This window comes from Rhizobium sp. HT1-10, from assembly GCF_049472505.1.
Classification (GTDB): domain Bacteria; phylum Pseudomonadota; class Alphaproteobacteria; order Rhizobiales; family Rhizobiaceae; genus Rhizobium.
This window is the reverse complement of record NZ_JBCEBQ010000001.1, coordinates 61,348-76,616: the sequence shown is the minus strand read 5'-3', so window position 1 is coordinate 76,616 and position 15,269 is coordinate 61,348. Positions and strand designations below refer to the sequence as shown.

Below are 15,269 nucleotides of genomic sequence, written 5' to 3'. Positions count from 1 at the left end.
CCATGAGCGGTTGGTGCCGCACTAACAAAGGTTAAAGAAATTTCGCAAAAGTTAACGGCTTCTTTACCACGTTTTGCGATTTTGCAGTGTGAGCGGTGTGGTCCGTAATCCGTGTCGTCGTCCGGCATCACGGCTTTACCGGGTCGTCATCCGATTTCAGGAGCGCCTATAATTTTCCCTGGCGTCTGGTGCGTTACAGTCGAAGCCATTTCGATGGCAGCGATTGGGAGCGTCGGGGGAAAAGCCCGCAAGGGTCAAATGTCGAAGCGAGCAACATGATGAGCGGAACTCGATCAAATCCTCCCCTGATGCGCGACAGGACGTCGCTGGATGCGCTGAGTCGCACCATCGAGGGACTGGAGGCGCGCATAGAAGGCCTGGTGGGCGCAGCCACCGGTCTCGCTGCGCCGCGCGCACCCGTGGCCACCCATGCGAACAAGCCCGAGGAACGGCCAGTCCAGGCGGAGCGACCAGCACGTCCGGCGACCAGCCGCGAAACCTATGAGCGCCCGGCACGCGCGCCCACGCAGGCTGCCCCTACCCGGGCGGACCCCTTTGCCGAAATCCGCCAGCGCCAGCGCTCGCTCGACAGCCGCCGCGAACGCACCCCCGCCGTCCAGGACACGGCATCCATCCGCGCGCCGATGATGCAGCGCGCAGCAGAACCGGTTGCAACCCGGCACGCCGTTGCCACCGCCCGCCGCCCTGCCACAGACAGCATGACCGAGATCGCCCAGGCTCTGGTCGATCTTCGCCACGACCTCAAGAAGGATATCGCCGAAGGCGTTGCCCGCGAGATGGAAGCCGTGAGATCGGAGATCCGCACCATCAAGGGCGCCGCCGAAGACCGCGACTTCGCCGACAGCATGCGCGCCGACCTCGCACGTCTGGCTGCCAGCATCGACCAGTTGGGCGACAGCGGCACCGGCCACGGTTCGGAGGCATCAGCGCTCAAGGCAGAGTTCGACGATCTTCGTGCCCTGATGGATGGGCTTGCCCGCGAGGATTCGGTGCGCGGCATGGAAACCCGCTGGGACACCATCGAGGACCGGCTGCAGGCGATCGACACATCGGGCCTGCAGGAAGAACTTGTATCGCTCGCCTACCGGATCGATGACATCAAGCGTCAGCTCGGTGGCATGAACGACAGCCCTGCCGTCCACGCTCTCGAAGAAAAGCTGATCTCGATCGCCACGGCGATGGAGCAGCTGGGCAACCTGATGCAGCCGCGCGACCGTGCCATGGCCGAACAGTTCACAGCCATCGACATGCGCCTGGATGAGATCAGCCGGGCGATCGCCGCCAGTGGCCGCACAGCCTCCACCAATGCCGATCCGGCGCTCATCCAGCGGCTGGAGAACCGCATCAGCAGCCTTGCCGACCAGATAGACGTGATGAGCAGCGAGGCCATGCTGCGCTACGAGCCGACGGTCGATCTGGCAAATCGCATCGAGGGACTGAGCACTCGTATCGACGACATGGCCCATGCCGAGACGGCCATCAATCTCGAGGAGAGGCTGAACGAGCTTTCGCGGCTGATGGAAGCGACGCACAGCCACGCGCCGCAGCCGGATCTGACGGATTATCTTGCCGATATCTCGCAGAAGATCGACGCGCTCGACCAGGGTGCGGTCAACGAGGCGCTTGCCGAGCGGCTGGACTATCTCGCACGGCGCATCGATCAGATCGACCTTTCTCCCCCCGCATCCGCCTTCGACGATACTGTGGTCGTTCGCCTGGAAGGCCGGCTTGCCGACATCGCCGCGCGGCTGGAGGAGAGCACCGCCGCAGCTCCGACCGACAGCCATGCCTTGCGCAGCCTGGAAGACCAGATCGCCCATCTCTCGGACCTGCTCAGCGAACCACGCTCTGGCTTCCCCGCCGAATTCGATCAGCGCATGAGCGCCATCGAAGATTACATGAGCACCAACGACGAATACGTCATCGAGGCTGCCCGTCAGGCTGCCGACGCAGTCGTCCAGGCCTATTCCCGGCAGGGCTCGATGAATGGCGCCGCGCCGGCTGCCGAAATGGCGGCGCTCGAAGCGCTTGCCGAGGATCTGCGCCATCTCGAGACCATCAGCCGCAGCAGCGACGAGCGCACCCAGCGGACCTTCGAGGCGCTGCACGACACGTTGGTGCAAATCGCCGATCGGCTCGACAATATGGAGCGCAGCAAGCCAGCGGCCCGCATGCCGGTTGCCGAGTTCAATCCGCCGCCGCTCGAATTTGCCGATGCACCCCAGGCCCGCGCCGCACCTGCCACAGCAGCTCGCGCCGCCGCGCCGGCGGCTGTTCAAAAGAGCGGCCCGATCATTCGTACCGCTGCCGTTGCCAGCACCAACGAGACCGAGCTCGCCTCTGCCGACAGCATTCCGATGGATGCGGAAAGCAAGGCGCGCATCAAGGCGGATGTTCGCAAGGAAGGCGGCAAGAGCAGCCTTTTCGCGGCCCTCGGCAAACGTCTGCGTCCGGGCCGCAAGCCGGAAGCCGGCGTTGTCGCCGACCGCCAGCTGATCGATCCGACCCCCTCGATCGATTCCGGCGACATGATGCATGCGGACGAGAGCAACGAGCTGCTGGAGCCAGGCTCCGGCGCGCCCGATATCAAAAAGATCCTCGAGAAGGTCAGGGCAAGCCAGAACGCTGCGCGCAACGGAGCCCCCAAGCCACAGACCGAAAACGAACGTGCCGACTATATCGCCGCTGCCCGCCGCGCCGCGCAGGCCGCCGCCATGGAAGTCGGCCAGACACGGGCCGCGCCGGCCGCCAAAGCACCCGGGAAATCGGGCACATTCGCGCGCTACCGTCGGCCGATCCTGCTGGCCGTCGGTGCGGCGCTGCTCGCCCTCATGGCTTTCCCTCTGGTCCAGTCGCTGACCCACAAGGCAGCGCCTGCGCCCGCCGAAGTCTCGGCCCTGACCTCCGCCGCGACACCGACCCCTCCAGCAACCGTTCCGGCCGCCGCTGATCGCCCCGCCGCCGAACAGAGCCAGACGACCGCGACCTCGCAGGACACGACACCCCCTGTCCCCGCGCAGACGGGAACGGCGGCACCGGCCAATCCGCTCACGTCGCCCGTTCCAGCCGGCAGCGATCCTGCAGGCCAGTCACTGATGTCGCCGGATACCAGCGCATCCGGACAGCCGGCAGCGGCGACGATAACAGCCGATCCCGCAGCCGCCAGCGCCGGCGGCCAACCCGCGGCAACGCCCGTTGCTCCCGCAGCCGCGATCACGGTTCCCGACAGCATTCAGCCGCCGGCGCTCGCCGACGCGGCCCGCAATGGCGACGGCTTGGCATTGTTCGAAATCGGTGCACGCTTCACCGAAGGCCGCGGCCTGCCGACCGATCTGAAGCAGGCGGCAAGCTGGTACCAGCTGTCGGCCGACAAGGGTTTCGCGCCTGCCCAGTACCGCCTGGCCAGCATGTATGAAAAAGGCAATGGCATCGATCGCGATCTCGCCAAGGCCAAGCAATATTATCAGCAGGCCGCAGATCAGGGCAATGCCAGCGCCATGCACAATCTCGCCGTGCTGTTCGCCTCGGGCGCCGTCGGGCCTCAGGATTATGCAGCTGCAGCGGACTGGTTCACCAAGGCCGCCAACTTCGGCGTCTCGGACAGCCAGTTCAACCTCGCCATTCTCTATGCACGCGGAAACGGCGTGAAGAAGGACCTCGGCGAATCCTACAAGTGGTTCGCCATTGCCGCCAAGGCCGGCGACAAGGATGCCGCCCAGAAGCGCGACGAGGTCGCCAATGCCCTCACCAACGACCAGCTCCAGGCTGCCAAGGCGAACGCCGATCTCTGGAAGCCACAGCCGCTCGACGATAAGGCCAATCGCGCCGAGATCCCGGACGCGTGGTCCGGCAAAGGCGTCCACACGGCCTCGATCGACATGAAGAAAGCCGTCCGTAACATCCAGGCGATCCTCAACAACAATGGCTTTGATGCCGGCACCCCTGACGGCAACATGGGCGACAAGACGGTCTCGGCGCTGAAGAGCTTCCAGAAGTCGGTCGGCCTGACGCCAGACGGCAAAATCACCGACCAAGTCGTCAAGCAGCTTCTGGCCCGCAACAAGCCGGCCTGAGCAGCCTGAACAGCCCATAAGCGCCCGGTCGGACATGGTCCCGCCGGGCGTTTTCGTTTTCGCGGCAGAGGAATTCGGGCTTTACGGGAGGTGCAGTGCGCGCAAGGGGCGGGTTTTGCCACAGTCCCGCGGAAAAACACGTCCGCCCAAACATGAAGATTGACTTCGCACTGCCAAACCCAAACTTTCCTTAACGGGTTCCGGCTAGGGTTTCGGCTGAGCGTTGCGCGTTCACAGGGGAAATTTCACAGGCGCCGGGTGTCTTGGACGAGCGCAGTTCAGTTGGGGTCCGGCCGTGTCGATTTACCTGCCGATAGCGGAATTATCGGTCAATATCTTCGTAATCCTCGGCATGGGTGCGGCCGTTGGCTTCCTGTCCGGCATGTTCGGCGTCGGCGGCGGATTCTTGATCACGCCGCTTTTGATCTTCTACAACATCCCACCCGTCGTTGCCGTTGCCACTGGCTCAAACCAGGTCGTTGCCTCCTCCGTGTCAGGCGCCATCAGCCATTTCAGGCGGGGATCCCTCGATCTCAAGCTCGGATCGATCCTGCTGGCCGGCGGTCTCGTCGGCTCGACCCTCGGCCTCTGGGTTTTCGTCGTTTTGCGCCGGGTCGGCCAGATCGACCTGATCATCTCGCTGCTCTATGTCTTCCTGCTCGGCACTGTCGGCACTTTGATGCTGTGGGAGAGCGTCAATGCGATGCGTCGCGCAGCCGGCAAGGGCAAGCCGCTGGCGCGGAAGCCCGGCCACCACAACTGGGTGCAACGGCTGCCCCTGAAGATGCGCTTCAAGAAATCGAAGCTCTATCTCAGCGTCATCCCCGTATTCGGCCTCGGCTTCTTCGTCGGCGTGTTGACGCCCATGGGGATCGGCGGCGGCTTCATCCTGGTGCCGGCGATGATCTATCTGTTGCGCATCCCGACCAATGTCGTGGTCGGCACCTCGCTCTTCCAGGTCATCTTCGTCACCGGCTACACCACCATCGTGCAGGCCGCGACCAACTACTCCGTCGATATCGTGCTTGCCTTCGTGCTGATGGTGGCCGGCGTCATCGGCGCGCAATATGGCGTCCGGGTCGGCCAAAGGCTGCGTGGCGAGCAGTTGCGCGCCCTGCTTGGGCTGCTGGTGCTTGCAGTCGGGGTGCGCCTCGCGATCGCGCTGATAGTTACCCCCACCGACATCTATTCGATCGTCATGGAGGGCATCAACAAATGATCGTGCGCACCCTCCTCCTCAGCGCGGCACTGCTGCTTGCCCCGCTTGTTGCCAGCGCGCAGGTGATGCTTGATCAGGCGACGGCAGTGCTCCCTGAAACCATGGAGATCGGAACCTCGACCGGCGAGATCGCCATCACTTCCGATTTCGCCGGCGCCGATCTGACCATCTTCGGCGCGCTCGGCAATACAGACCAGCTTCTGCTGGCAATCGGCCAGTACGATGTCGTGGTTCTCCTGGAAGGGCCACGCGAGAACGCCACGGTTCGCAAGAAGGAGCGGGTGTTCGGGATCTGGGTCAACACCCAGTCGATGACCTTCGAGCACGTGCCCGAGGCCTATTCGCTTTCGAGCACACGCGCCATAGACAGCGTCACCACGCCGCTCGAACTGAACGACCGCGGCATCGGCCTCGACCATATCCCGCTCAATCCGATCGGCTTCATCGGCGACGTTGCGAACATGCGGGAATTCCGCGACGCCTTCCGGCGGCTGCAGGAAACCGGCGGGCTTTATGAGCGCGATCCGAGCGGTGTGCGCTTCGTCTCGTCCAGCCTGTTCAAGGCGACGCTGAGGTTGCCTGCGAACGTGCCGAACGGCGTCCATACGGTGAGGGCCTACCTGTTCAAGAGCGGCAAGTTCGTGACGGAGAAGTCACTGCCGCTACGGGTCATCAAGACCGGCATCGAGCAGACCATCACCGATGCCGCCCACGAGCAGCCGATCGCCTATGGCTGTTTTGCGGTGTTGCTTGCCGTCCTCACCGGCTGGACCGCGAGTTTCGTCTTCCGCAAGAGCTAGCCGAACAGATTTTTCCGGCGCTGATCGGGCTAGCCATTATGGCTGACCAACACCCTGCCGTGCTTTCGGAGAGCAACCCTCTGTTCTCTTTTATGCGCGACGGAACAAGATGAGGCCGAGACCATTGAGCAGCCATGAAGACATCAGCGCTGATCACTACCCTCGCCCTCCTCGTCCCTTTCTCGGCCTCTGCGCAGGCACTGCAGGCCGAGGCCATCAACGCCTCGTCGCTGGCGTCCATCGCCGCGACGCGTCCCGCCACGGCTACCGACGATCCGGATCCCGCCATTGTTCGTCTGCAGGTGCTGCTGGACCGCGCCGGTGCCTCGCCAGGTGTGATTGACGGCTTCTACGGGGAGAATGTCAGCAAGGCGATCGCCGGCTTCGAGGCGATGAACCGCCTTTCGGCGGACGGAAAGGTCGGCCCCGATGTGACGAGCCGCCTCGACAGCAAAACGCCTGTTGTCGAGAGCTATGTCATCACGGCCGAGGACGCAGCCGGGCTGGTCGACCATATCCCGGACGACTACGCCGAGAAGGCGAAGATGGAAAGCATGGGCTATACCAGCGTTGCCGAAAAGCTGGCGGAGCGCTTTCACATGAGCCAGGCGCTGCTGGAAAAACTCAACGAAGGCAACGATTTTGCGGTGGGCAAGACCATCCAGGCGGTAGTGCCGGGACCTGCCATGCAGGGCCAGGTGAAACGCATCGAAGCCAACAAGAAGATCGGTCAGGTCTTTGCCTACAACGAAGACGGCAAGGCGATCGCCGTCTATCCCGCCAGCGTCGGCAGCGACGAGAACCCCTCTCCGAAAGGGATGCACAAGGTCAAGGGCGTGGCTCGTATGCCCGTCTATCGCTATGATCCCGACAAGAATTTCAAGCAGGGCAAGAACGACAAGGTCCTGACGATCCCGAAGGGCCCAAATGGCCCTGTCGGCACCGTCTGGATCGATCTGACCGAGCCGACCTACGGCATCCATGGAACTCCGGAACCCGATATGATCGGCAAGGGCGGATCGCATGGCTGCGTCCGCTTGACGAACTGGGATGCAGAGGAACTGGCCGGGATGGTGAAGCCGGGCGTGGTCGTCGAGTTCGAAAATTGATCCAACGAAGATCTACCGATCAAAAGCGTGCCGCTCCTGCGGCACAGCAACGGCGGGTGGCCTTTTAGGCTAGCAGGCTGCCGAAGCGGACGGAGTAGATCCGGTCGCGGCCGAGAAGGTGGGCGATCAGGCTCGGATGATCGAAGAGGCCAGCCATCGCTTTGTGGCGCAGGTCGAGGCCGCCGCTCATAAGGCCGAAGGCCGGCATCAGCAACCGACCGCCGTCCGTGGCAAAACAAGGCCTGCGGATGGATTTCTCGCGGCGGCGCACGGTGGCCGAGGGATGCAGATGGCCCGCGATCTCGCCGACCTGGCGTCCCGCTTTCGGTTCGTGGCGAAATGTCAGTCCGCTATGAACGAGTTCGTCGAGCGACTGGCCTGGAAGATCGACCGCGCCGTCGGGGTCATGGTTGCCGTTGATCCAGATCCATTCGCGGCCCCGCGCCAGGCCGACGATCAGCTGCCGGAAGGCATCAGGCAGAAGCATCGAGCCCTTGCGGTCGTGGAAATTGTCGCCCAGCGAGATGACCAGTTTCGGATCGTAGCGCGCGATGACGGCGGATAGCACCGTTAGCGTCGCCAGCGTGTCATAGGGAGGCAGCATCATGCCGCGACGCGCAAAGGCGGCCCCCTTCTCCAGGTGCAGGTCGGACACGACCAGGATGGCGGCATCCGGCAGATACAGCGCGCCGAGCGGATCGCAGACTGCAGCGACACCATGGACAGTGGTCTCGGCGCCGGCAATCGCTGCAAGGCTGGTCATGTCACGCGCGAGCGCCAGGCGGGTTATCAATTATGCTCTTCCCGTTTTCTTCATTCTTATGACAGGCACGGGATGAGGAATGGAACCCTCCCCTTCACCCGGACTGAACACCACTATCAGCTCATTGCCTCGGCGATCAGATCGTCGGCGGCTTCGGCCAGCAGTGCGTCATGCGCCTCGCCCGGTACGGATTCCCGACCGATCTCCAGCATGACCGGCACGGCCAGCGGCGAAATATGGTCGAGCGCCCTGTGGGTAATGTGGCCCTTGATTCGCCGCAGCATATCGCCAAGCCGGGCAATATCCAAAAGCCCCGTTGCCGCATCCTGCCGGGTTGCCTGCAAAAGAATGTGATCAGGCTCGTGGCTGCGCAACACATCATAGATCAGATCGGCCGACACCGTCACCTGGCGGCCGGATTTTTCCTTGCCAGGATGGCGGCGCTCGATCAACCCGGCAATGACGGCGCAATTGCGGAACGTGCGTTTCAACAGGAAGGACTCGTTCAGCCACTCCTCGAGATCGTCGCCCAGCATGTCCTCGTCGAACAGGGAGGACAAGCTGAGCCGTCCCGAGGCGATCATCGCGCCCATGTCCTCCAGCCCCCAGATGCCGAGCGAATAATCGGTTGCGACGAAGCCGAGCGGCTTGGCGCCGGCCCGCTCCATGCGGCGGGTGAGCAGCATGCCGAGCGTCTGGTGCGCCAGCCGGCCCTCGAAGGGATAGGCCACCATGTAGGCGCGGCTGCCGCGCGGGAAGGTCTCGATCAGCAACTCGTCGCGCTTCGGCACCATCGACTTCTCGCGCTGCAGCGCCAGCCAGTCGCGCACCTGGTCGGGCAGCTCGTGCCAGCGGTCGGGGTCGGCCAGCATCGAGCGGACCTGGTCGGCGAGATAGGTCGACAGCGGAAACTTGCCGCCATTGTAGGACGGGATCTTCGGATCGTTGGAATAGGCTTGGCTCGCCAGCGCCTCATTCTCGCGAATACCCTCGAAGCGCAACACCTTGCCGGAGAAGATGAAGGTATCGCCGGGCGAAAGCTGCTCGAAGAAATACTCCTCCATCTTTCCGAGCGTCGCGCCGCCGCGACCGATGCGACCGCCAGCGCCGCGCTTGACCATCTTCAGGTTCAGCATCGGCGATTCGACGATCGTTCCGGAGTTGAGCCGGTATTGTTGCGCCACTGCCGGGTTCGAAACGCGCCAGCGCCCGTCCTCCTGCTTGCGGATACGCGCGTAGCGTTCATAGGCGCGCAACGCATAGCCGCCTGTGGCGACGAAGTCGACGATCTGCTCGAAACGTTCCCAGGAGAGATCGGCATAGGGTGAAGCACTGGTGATCTCGTCATAGAGTTCCAGCGGATCGAACGGTTCGGCGCAGGCCATGCCGAGCACATGCTGGGCCAGCACGTCGAGGGTGCCGTGGCCGACCGGTGGTGTATCCTGCGCGCCGAGATAGTTGGCATCCAGCGCTGCCTGGCACTCCATCACCTCGAAGCGGTTGGCCGGCACCAGGATCGCCTTCGACGGTTCGTCCATGCGGTGGTTGGCGCGGCCGATCCGCTGCGCCAGCCGGCTGGCACCCTTCGGCGCGCCGACATGGACGACGAGATCGACATCGCCCCAGTCGATGCCGAGATCGAGCGTCGAGGTGGCGACAACGGCGCGCAGCTTGTTGGCCGCCATCGCAGCCTCGACCTTGCGGCGCTGGCCGACGTCGAGCGAACCGTGATGCAAGGCGATCGGCAGGTTTTCGTCGTTGACGGTCCAGAGCTCCTGGAACAACATCTCGGCCTGGCTGCGGGTGTTGACGAACAGCAGCGTCGTCTGGTGGTCGAGCAGATGCTTGTAGACATCGGGGATGGCGTATTTCGCCGAATGGCCGGCCCAGGGAATGCGCTCATCGGTGGACAGGATAGAAATATTGGGCTTGGCGCCGCCGGCGACCGTGACGAGGCCGGCATGCCGGTCCTCCCCCTCGCGTTGGCCGACCAGCCATTTCTGCAGATCCATGGGATCGGCGACGGTGGCCGACAGGCCGATGGTCTGCAGGCTAGGTGCCAGCCGCCGCAGCCGCGCGATGCCGAGCGCCAGCATGTGGCCACGCTTGGAGGAAACAAGCGAATGCAGCTCGTCGAGGACGATGTATTTCAGGTCCTTGAAGAACCGGGTCGCCTGGGTGTTGGCCAAGAGCAGCGCCACCTGCTCGGGCGTCGTCAGCAGGATATCGGGCGGCGAGAGCTTCTGGCGCTGGCGCTTGCCGCTCGGCGTATCGCCGGTGCGGTTCTCGATGGTGACGGCGAGCCCCATCTCGTCGACCGGCTTCATCAGGTTGCGTTCGATATCGACGGCCAGTGCCTTCAGCGGCGAAATATAGAGCGTGTGGATACCGGTGAAAGCCGAGCCGGGCGGGATCTTGCCGCGCCGCGCGAGGTCCGTCAGGGATGGCAGGAAACCGGCCAGTGTCTTTCCGGCGCCGGTCGGCGCGATCAGCAGCGTGCTCTCGCCGGCCTCCGCCCGGGCCAGCAATTCCAGCTGATGGGCGCGCGGCTGCCAGCCCTTTTCCGCAAACCAGCGGGTGAAGGGAATGGGCAGGGCCGGAAGCGTGTCAGTCTCGATGCGATCCACGCGACATATGTAGGCTAGATGGCGGAAAATCCTAGCGGCACGCGGCTGTCACGACAGACAAACGAAAGGGCCGGTTGACACCCTTTCATATCATCGATATTATTTATCTACGATATGAAAGGGCGTCTGATGAAACTGGGAGACGGGGTCGAGCAGGCTCTACACAGCGTCGCGATGCTGGCCGGACTGACGGATGGCGGCGTGCTATCGGCCGCAGCGCTGGCGGAATTTCATGGGGTGTCGACGAGCTACCTGCTCAAGCATCTGCAGGCGCTTTCGGGAGCAGGCATCCTGGAGACCTTTCCGGGGCCGAAGGGTGGTTACCGGCTGGCGAAGCCAGCTTCGGGGATCACGATGCTCGACGTGGTTCTGGCCGTCGAAGGACCGGCACCCGCCTTCCGCTGCAGCGAGATCCGCCAGCGCGGGCCCAATCCGGTGCCGGGGCGCTTCTTTGACAAGCCCTGCAACATCTCTTCGGCCATGCTGCGGGCCGAGCGGGTTTACAGGGCGGAGCTTGCCAAGACGACGATCGCCGATCTCATCGACGAACTCACTGCCCTCGACGACGGCAGCATAGCCGCCAGAGGCTGCGCCTTTGTGGCAATCCATGAACGCAAAACAAGCCGTGAAGCTCAAAGCAAAGGATGAACATCATGCAACCGCGCCTCAATTTTTTCGAAGCTGCTCCCTCCTCCTACAAGGCCGTTTCAGCGCTGGAAATCCATGTGCAGCATTCGGGCCTGGAAAAACGCCTCATACACCTGATCAAGCTGCGCGCCTCGATCATCAACGGCTGCGCCTTCTGCGTCGATATGCACGTCAAGGAAGCGCGCCACGACGGACTGGGCGAACAATGGATCAACATGCTCAGCGTCTGGCATGAGTCGCCTGTTTACGACGCCCGCGAAAGGGCTCTGCTGGGCTGGACGGACGCTGTGACGAACATTGCCCAGACCGGCATACCGGACGCGGCCTACGAAGGGCTTCTGCAGCACTTTTCCGAGGAGGAGATGGTCAAGATCACCGTGGCGATCGGCGCGATCAATGTCTGGAACCGGCTGGCTGTCGGCTTTAGCTCCGCTCCCAACATCCGGTCGACAGCATCGCCGCTGCTGCCTGAGCGGAGACAGAGGGCTGCGGCTCGCTACGCCAGCCGCGGCCCCCTGGTGCGCCTGCGCCCCGATCTCAGTGATCGTGGTGCAGGTAAGGTGCCTGGCGCGGCAGGCGCAGCGCGACGAGGAAGGCGATGAGCATCATGATGGTGACGTACCAGTAGAACAGTTGCTCGTTGCCGGCCGACTTCATGTAGAGCGCCACGAATTCGGCGGAGCCGCCGAAGATGGCGTTGCCGACCGCATAGGCAAGGCCGACGCCGAGCGCGCGGACTTCCGGGGGAAACATCTCCGCTTTCACGATGCCGCTGATCGACGTGTAGAAGCTGACGATGGCCAGCGCGAACACGATCAGGACACCGGCCAGCACCGGACTGGTGACCGTGTGCAGGGTCAGCAGGATCGGCAATGTGCAGAGCGTTCCTAGCGCACCGAACAGCAGCATGTTGTTGCGGCGGCCGATCCGGTCGGACAGGGCGCCGAACACCGGCTGCATGCACATGTAGAGGAACAGCGCCACGGTCATCACGTAACTGGCTGTTTTCACTGGCATATGGGCGGTGTTGACCAGATACTTCTGCATGTAGGTGGTGAAAGTGTAGAAGATCAGCGACCCGCCGGCGGTATAGCCGAGCACCGTCAGGAAGGCCGGGGTGTGATTGCGGAACAGGGCCGAGAGCGAGCCTGCTTCCTTGCTGTTGCGGGTTTCGGCCTTCTGCGTCTCGGTCAGGGTGCGACGCAGGAAGATCGACACGACGGCGGCGACAGCGCCGATCGCGAATGGAATGCGCCAACCCCAGGCGGTGATCTGCTCGGTGGTCATCAGAGCCTCGATGACGACGATCACCAGAACCGCCAGCAGCTGCCCGCCAATCAGTGTCACATACTGGAAGGACGAGAAAAAGCCGCGACGTCCGCGCAGCGCGACCTCCGACATATAGGTGGCTGTGGTGCCGTATTCGCCGCCGACCGACAGACCCTGGATCAGCCGCGCGACCAGCAGCAGGAAGGGTGCGAGGACGCCGACCTGCGCATAGGTGGGCAAGATCGCAATCATCAGCGACCCGCCGCACATCATCGACACCGAGATCAGCATCGACGTCTTGCGTCCCAGGCGGTCGGCGACGCGGCCGAACAGCCAGCCGCCGATGGGCCGCATGAGGAAGCCAGCCGCAAAGACACCAGCCGTCTGCAGCAGCTGGACGGTCGGATCTTCGTTGGGGAAGAACGAACTTTTGAAATACAGCGCCGTGAAGGCGTAGACGTAGAAATCGAACCACTCGACGAGATTGCCCGACGATGCCGCCATGATCGCGGTGATGCGGTGGCGCGTTTCCTCAGGCGTATAATGGGGCACTGCTTCAGCGCCGGATGGGTCTGACACGATTTTCTCCTCCCGGGGTGTAGGAACGATGCGCGGAAAGCGCCTTGGGGAGTAGATCTAGAGCGACCCGCACGGGATGCAAACCTAAAAGGGGAGCTCTGCGGGACGACTGCTCTCTTCCGCGCTATCTGTCAGCGACCAGATAGTTCAGCAGCTTATTCATCGGGGCTTAGCGTGGCGCCGTCCGCCCTGGGGTTTCGGCAGACCCAAGAGAGCCCGCCAAATGACGCGGTCCCGTCTAGATCGAGCTCGGCTCATAGCCGGACTGCTTGAACAGCACGGCCTTTTGCGGGTCTGGAAAGCCAAACCAGACGAAGCCTTCGGCGATATTCTTGCTGAGCAGCTGGTTGAAGATCATGCCGCTGGTCAAAAGACCGTTTTCTTCCGCCCAGGCCAGTGTCTGCTGCAGGTCCTTGGCGAGCGCGTGATTGCTGCGACCGGCGTGATCGAGCTTGAACAGGAAGCGTTGCTTGAGCGGGATGGCCTTGATGTGATCCTTGCCGGTTGAAATCGCCTTGATCATGGCCTTCAGTCTCGACACCCCGCCATGCATCTCGGTATCGCCGAAACGCAGCACTTGACGGCCGGTCGGCGAGCTCAGATGCACTTCCGCCAGGAAGTCGTCATCGGCGGTCATCCAGTCCACGGCTGAATTGATGTTTTCCTGGATCAGGGGTGACGGGATGAAACTGCTCATGCCTAAAGTCTTTTCCAATTGGCCTCGCGACTGCATGGAGCAGTCTTTAGCCAAGCGATAACCTCCCGTCGTCCAGGACGCCAGACGGTTTTGTTGTCTATGTCAGCTTAATTGCCTTCCAACACGAGCAAATTGCCGGAACAGGGCGTCTCAGCACTCACAACTGAGGCCCGAACGTCCAGAATACGATCCGACGCTGCGTGAGACGGACAAGGCACGCGTCATGTTGGTCAGGAAGAAGGATCGACGCGAAAGGCTCTCGCCTCGCCTACTTGAGGCGATAGCCGATGCACATGGTCGTGCCCCAGGAGCCTGCAGTCTCGACGATACGGCCGTCGGACACCAGCTTGCGGGCCATCTGGCGGTCGGCGAGACGCATCGGATAGACCTGTCCGTGAAATCCCGTGGCGCTCTTGATGGCGTCGAGCAGACGTTCTTCGGTTTTAGGCATCGTTTCCCTCATTGCCGCTGTCGTGAAACACGCCGTCACCCAAGGGTGCGGCCTGCTTTCGCTCGGTTGCCCAAAGACTGCGGGAACAGCTTCGGCAGACACCGGGACGTTGCCCCGTGTAGGGTAAATTCTGCGACAGGCGGATGACAAAGCCTGTGCGTTCTACCTTCTCGTAAACCTGATTGAAAACGTCCGATATGCCGGCCGGCTTGTCAACCCTTTGTGACGGCTGCCACAATGGTTAATCGGACGACAAGAGCGACGGTTTGACGCAGGTGAACGGATTTTAGTCTGATGCCGATTTAAAGGGCGATGTAACGGTCGGAGCGGTGGTTGATGGCGACGAAGAGATTAAGCACCACGGCGCCGGCCACCGAACACAGCACGATATAGGGGGTGGTGACGGCGAAAGCGACGGCAAGCACGCCCATGTCGACGCCCAGTTGCACCAGTCCGGCACGGATGCCGAAGCGCTCCTGCAGATAGATGCCGAGAATGCCGACACCGCCGAGGCTGGCGCGGTGGCGATAGAGCGCCAGCAGCCCGAAGCCGAGAAGAACGCCGCCGAGGATGGCTGCCCATAGCGGATGGATATGGGCGATCTCGAACATCCGAGGCTGCAGGTTAGTCAGCAGCGAGGTCAGCGCGATGGCGACGAACGTCTTGATGGTGAAGGCGCGGCCGAGCTGTTTCAGCGACAGGTAGAAGAACGGCAGGTTGACGACGAAGAAGGCCAGGCCGAAATTCACGCCGATGGCGTAATGGAGCAGGAAGGCGATGCCGGCGGTGCTGCCGGTCAGGAGCCCGGCGGAGGACAGGATGAACAAACCCAGTGACGAGACAATGCTGCCGGTCAGCACGCCCTGGATGTCCTCGACCAGCGAATGACGGGTGGCACTGGTGTTCCAGACGCCTAAGGCACTTCTGATCTTCGACATAGGCATCCCCTTTTTTTCAAAATTCTGCGGAAAGCCGCTTCGACAATCAAGCGCTAAAACGTAAGCGGTGCTGAC

11 protein-coding genes and 1 pseudogene are annotated in these 15,269 nt (G+C 62.8%); 6 read left to right on the top strand and 6 right to left on the bottom strand.

Annotation, left to right across the window (positions count from 1 at the left end; genetic code table 11):
- Nucleotides 1-278: 278 nt before the first annotated feature.
- The 4 genes from VH564_RS00360 (at nt 279) to VH564_RS00345 (ending at nt 7,222) form a co-directional block, all read left to right on the top strand.
- On the top strand, nt 279-4,094 hold the full coding sequence (locus VH564_RS00360) for a peptidoglycan-binding protein (protein ID WP_423337851.1): 3,816 nt from the start codon (nt 279-281) through the stop codon (nt 4,092-4,094).
- 295 nt (nt 4,095-4,389) lie between these two features.
- Nucleotides 4,390-5,313 (top strand): sulfite exporter TauE/SafE family protein, encoded by a 924-nt coding sequence (locus VH564_RS00355; RefSeq protein ID WP_423337850.1) that lies wholly within the window; start codon nt 4,390-4,392, stop codon nt 5,311-5,313.
- Nucleotides 5,310-6,113, top strand: coding sequence for a TIGR02186 family protein (locus tag VH564_RS00350; RefSeq protein WP_423337849.1), 804 nt, complete (start codon nt 5,310-5,312; stop codon nt 6,111-6,113). The genes VH564_RS00355 and VH564_RS00350 overlap by 4 nt, the downstream gene beginning before the upstream one ends.
- 134 nt (nt 6,114-6,247) lie before the next feature.
- On the top strand, nt 6,248-7,222 hold the full coding sequence (locus tag VH564_RS00345) for a L,D-transpeptidase family protein (RefSeq protein ID WP_423337848.1): 975 nt from the start codon (nt 6,248-6,250) through the stop codon (nt 7,220-7,222).
- 64 nt (nt 7,223-7,286) lie between these two features.
- Here VH564_RS00345 and pdeM read toward each other — a convergent pair whose 3' ends face one another.
- Nucleotides 7,287-8,015, bottom strand: coding sequence for a ligase-associated DNA damage response endonuclease PdeM (gene pdeM / locus VH564_RS00340; RefSeq protein ID WP_423337847.1), 729 nt, complete (start codon nt 8,013-8,015; stop codon nt 7,287-7,289).
- An 86-nt stretch (nt 8,016-8,101) separates the two neighbouring features.
- Nucleotides 8,102-10,612 (bottom strand): ligase-associated DNA damage response DEXH box helicase, encoded by a 2,511-nt coding sequence (locus tag VH564_RS00335; protein ID WP_423337846.1) that lies wholly within the window; start codon nt 10,610-10,612, stop codon nt 8,102-8,104.
- Nucleotides 10,613-10,741: 129 nt separating this feature from the next.
- Between VH564_RS00335 and VH564_RS00330 the strand changes: the two genes are divergently transcribed.
- Together VH564_RS00330 and VH564_RS00325 are read left to right on the top strand one after the other, a co-directional pair.
- Complete coding sequence (locus VH564_RS00330; protein WP_423337845.1) at nt 10,742-11,260, top strand: RrF2 family transcriptional regulator; 519 nt, start codon at nt 10,742-10,744, stop codon at nt 11,258-11,260.
- Nucleotides 11,261-11,265: 5 nt separating this feature from the next.
- Nucleotides 11,266-11,732: pseudogene (locus VH564_RS00325) on the top strand (carboxymuconolactone decarboxylase family protein).
- 65 nt (nt 11,733-11,797) lie between these two features.
- Here VH564_RS00325 and VH564_RS00320 read toward each other — a convergent pair.
- The 4 genes from VH564_RS00320 to VH564_RS00305 form a co-directional block, all read right to left on the bottom strand.
- Complete coding sequence (locus VH564_RS00320) at nt 11,798-13,111, bottom strand: MFS family transporter (protein WP_423338692.1); 1,314 nt, start codon at nt 13,109-13,111, stop codon at nt 11,798-11,800.
- Between the two features lie 235 nt (nt 13,112-13,346).
- On the bottom strand, nt 13,347-13,805 hold the full coding sequence (locus VH564_RS00315; protein WP_423337844.1) for a hypothetical protein: 459 nt from the start codon (nt 13,803-13,805) through the stop codon (nt 13,347-13,349).
- A 268-nt stretch (nt 13,806-14,073) separates the two neighbouring features.
- The gene (locus VH564_RS00310) at nt 14,074-14,256 is read right to left on the bottom strand and encodes a hypothetical protein (RefSeq protein WP_423337843.1); all 183 of its coding nucleotides are present in this window, start codon (nt 14,254-14,256) and stop codon (nt 14,074-14,076) included.
- A gap of 302 nt (nt 14,257-14,558) precedes the next feature.
- A complete protein-coding gene (locus tag VH564_RS00305) occupies nt 14,559-15,194 on the bottom strand; it encodes a YitT family protein (RefSeq protein ID WP_423337842.1) in 636 nt (211 codons plus the stop codon).
- Nucleotides 15,195-15,269: the final 75 nt, after the last annotated feature.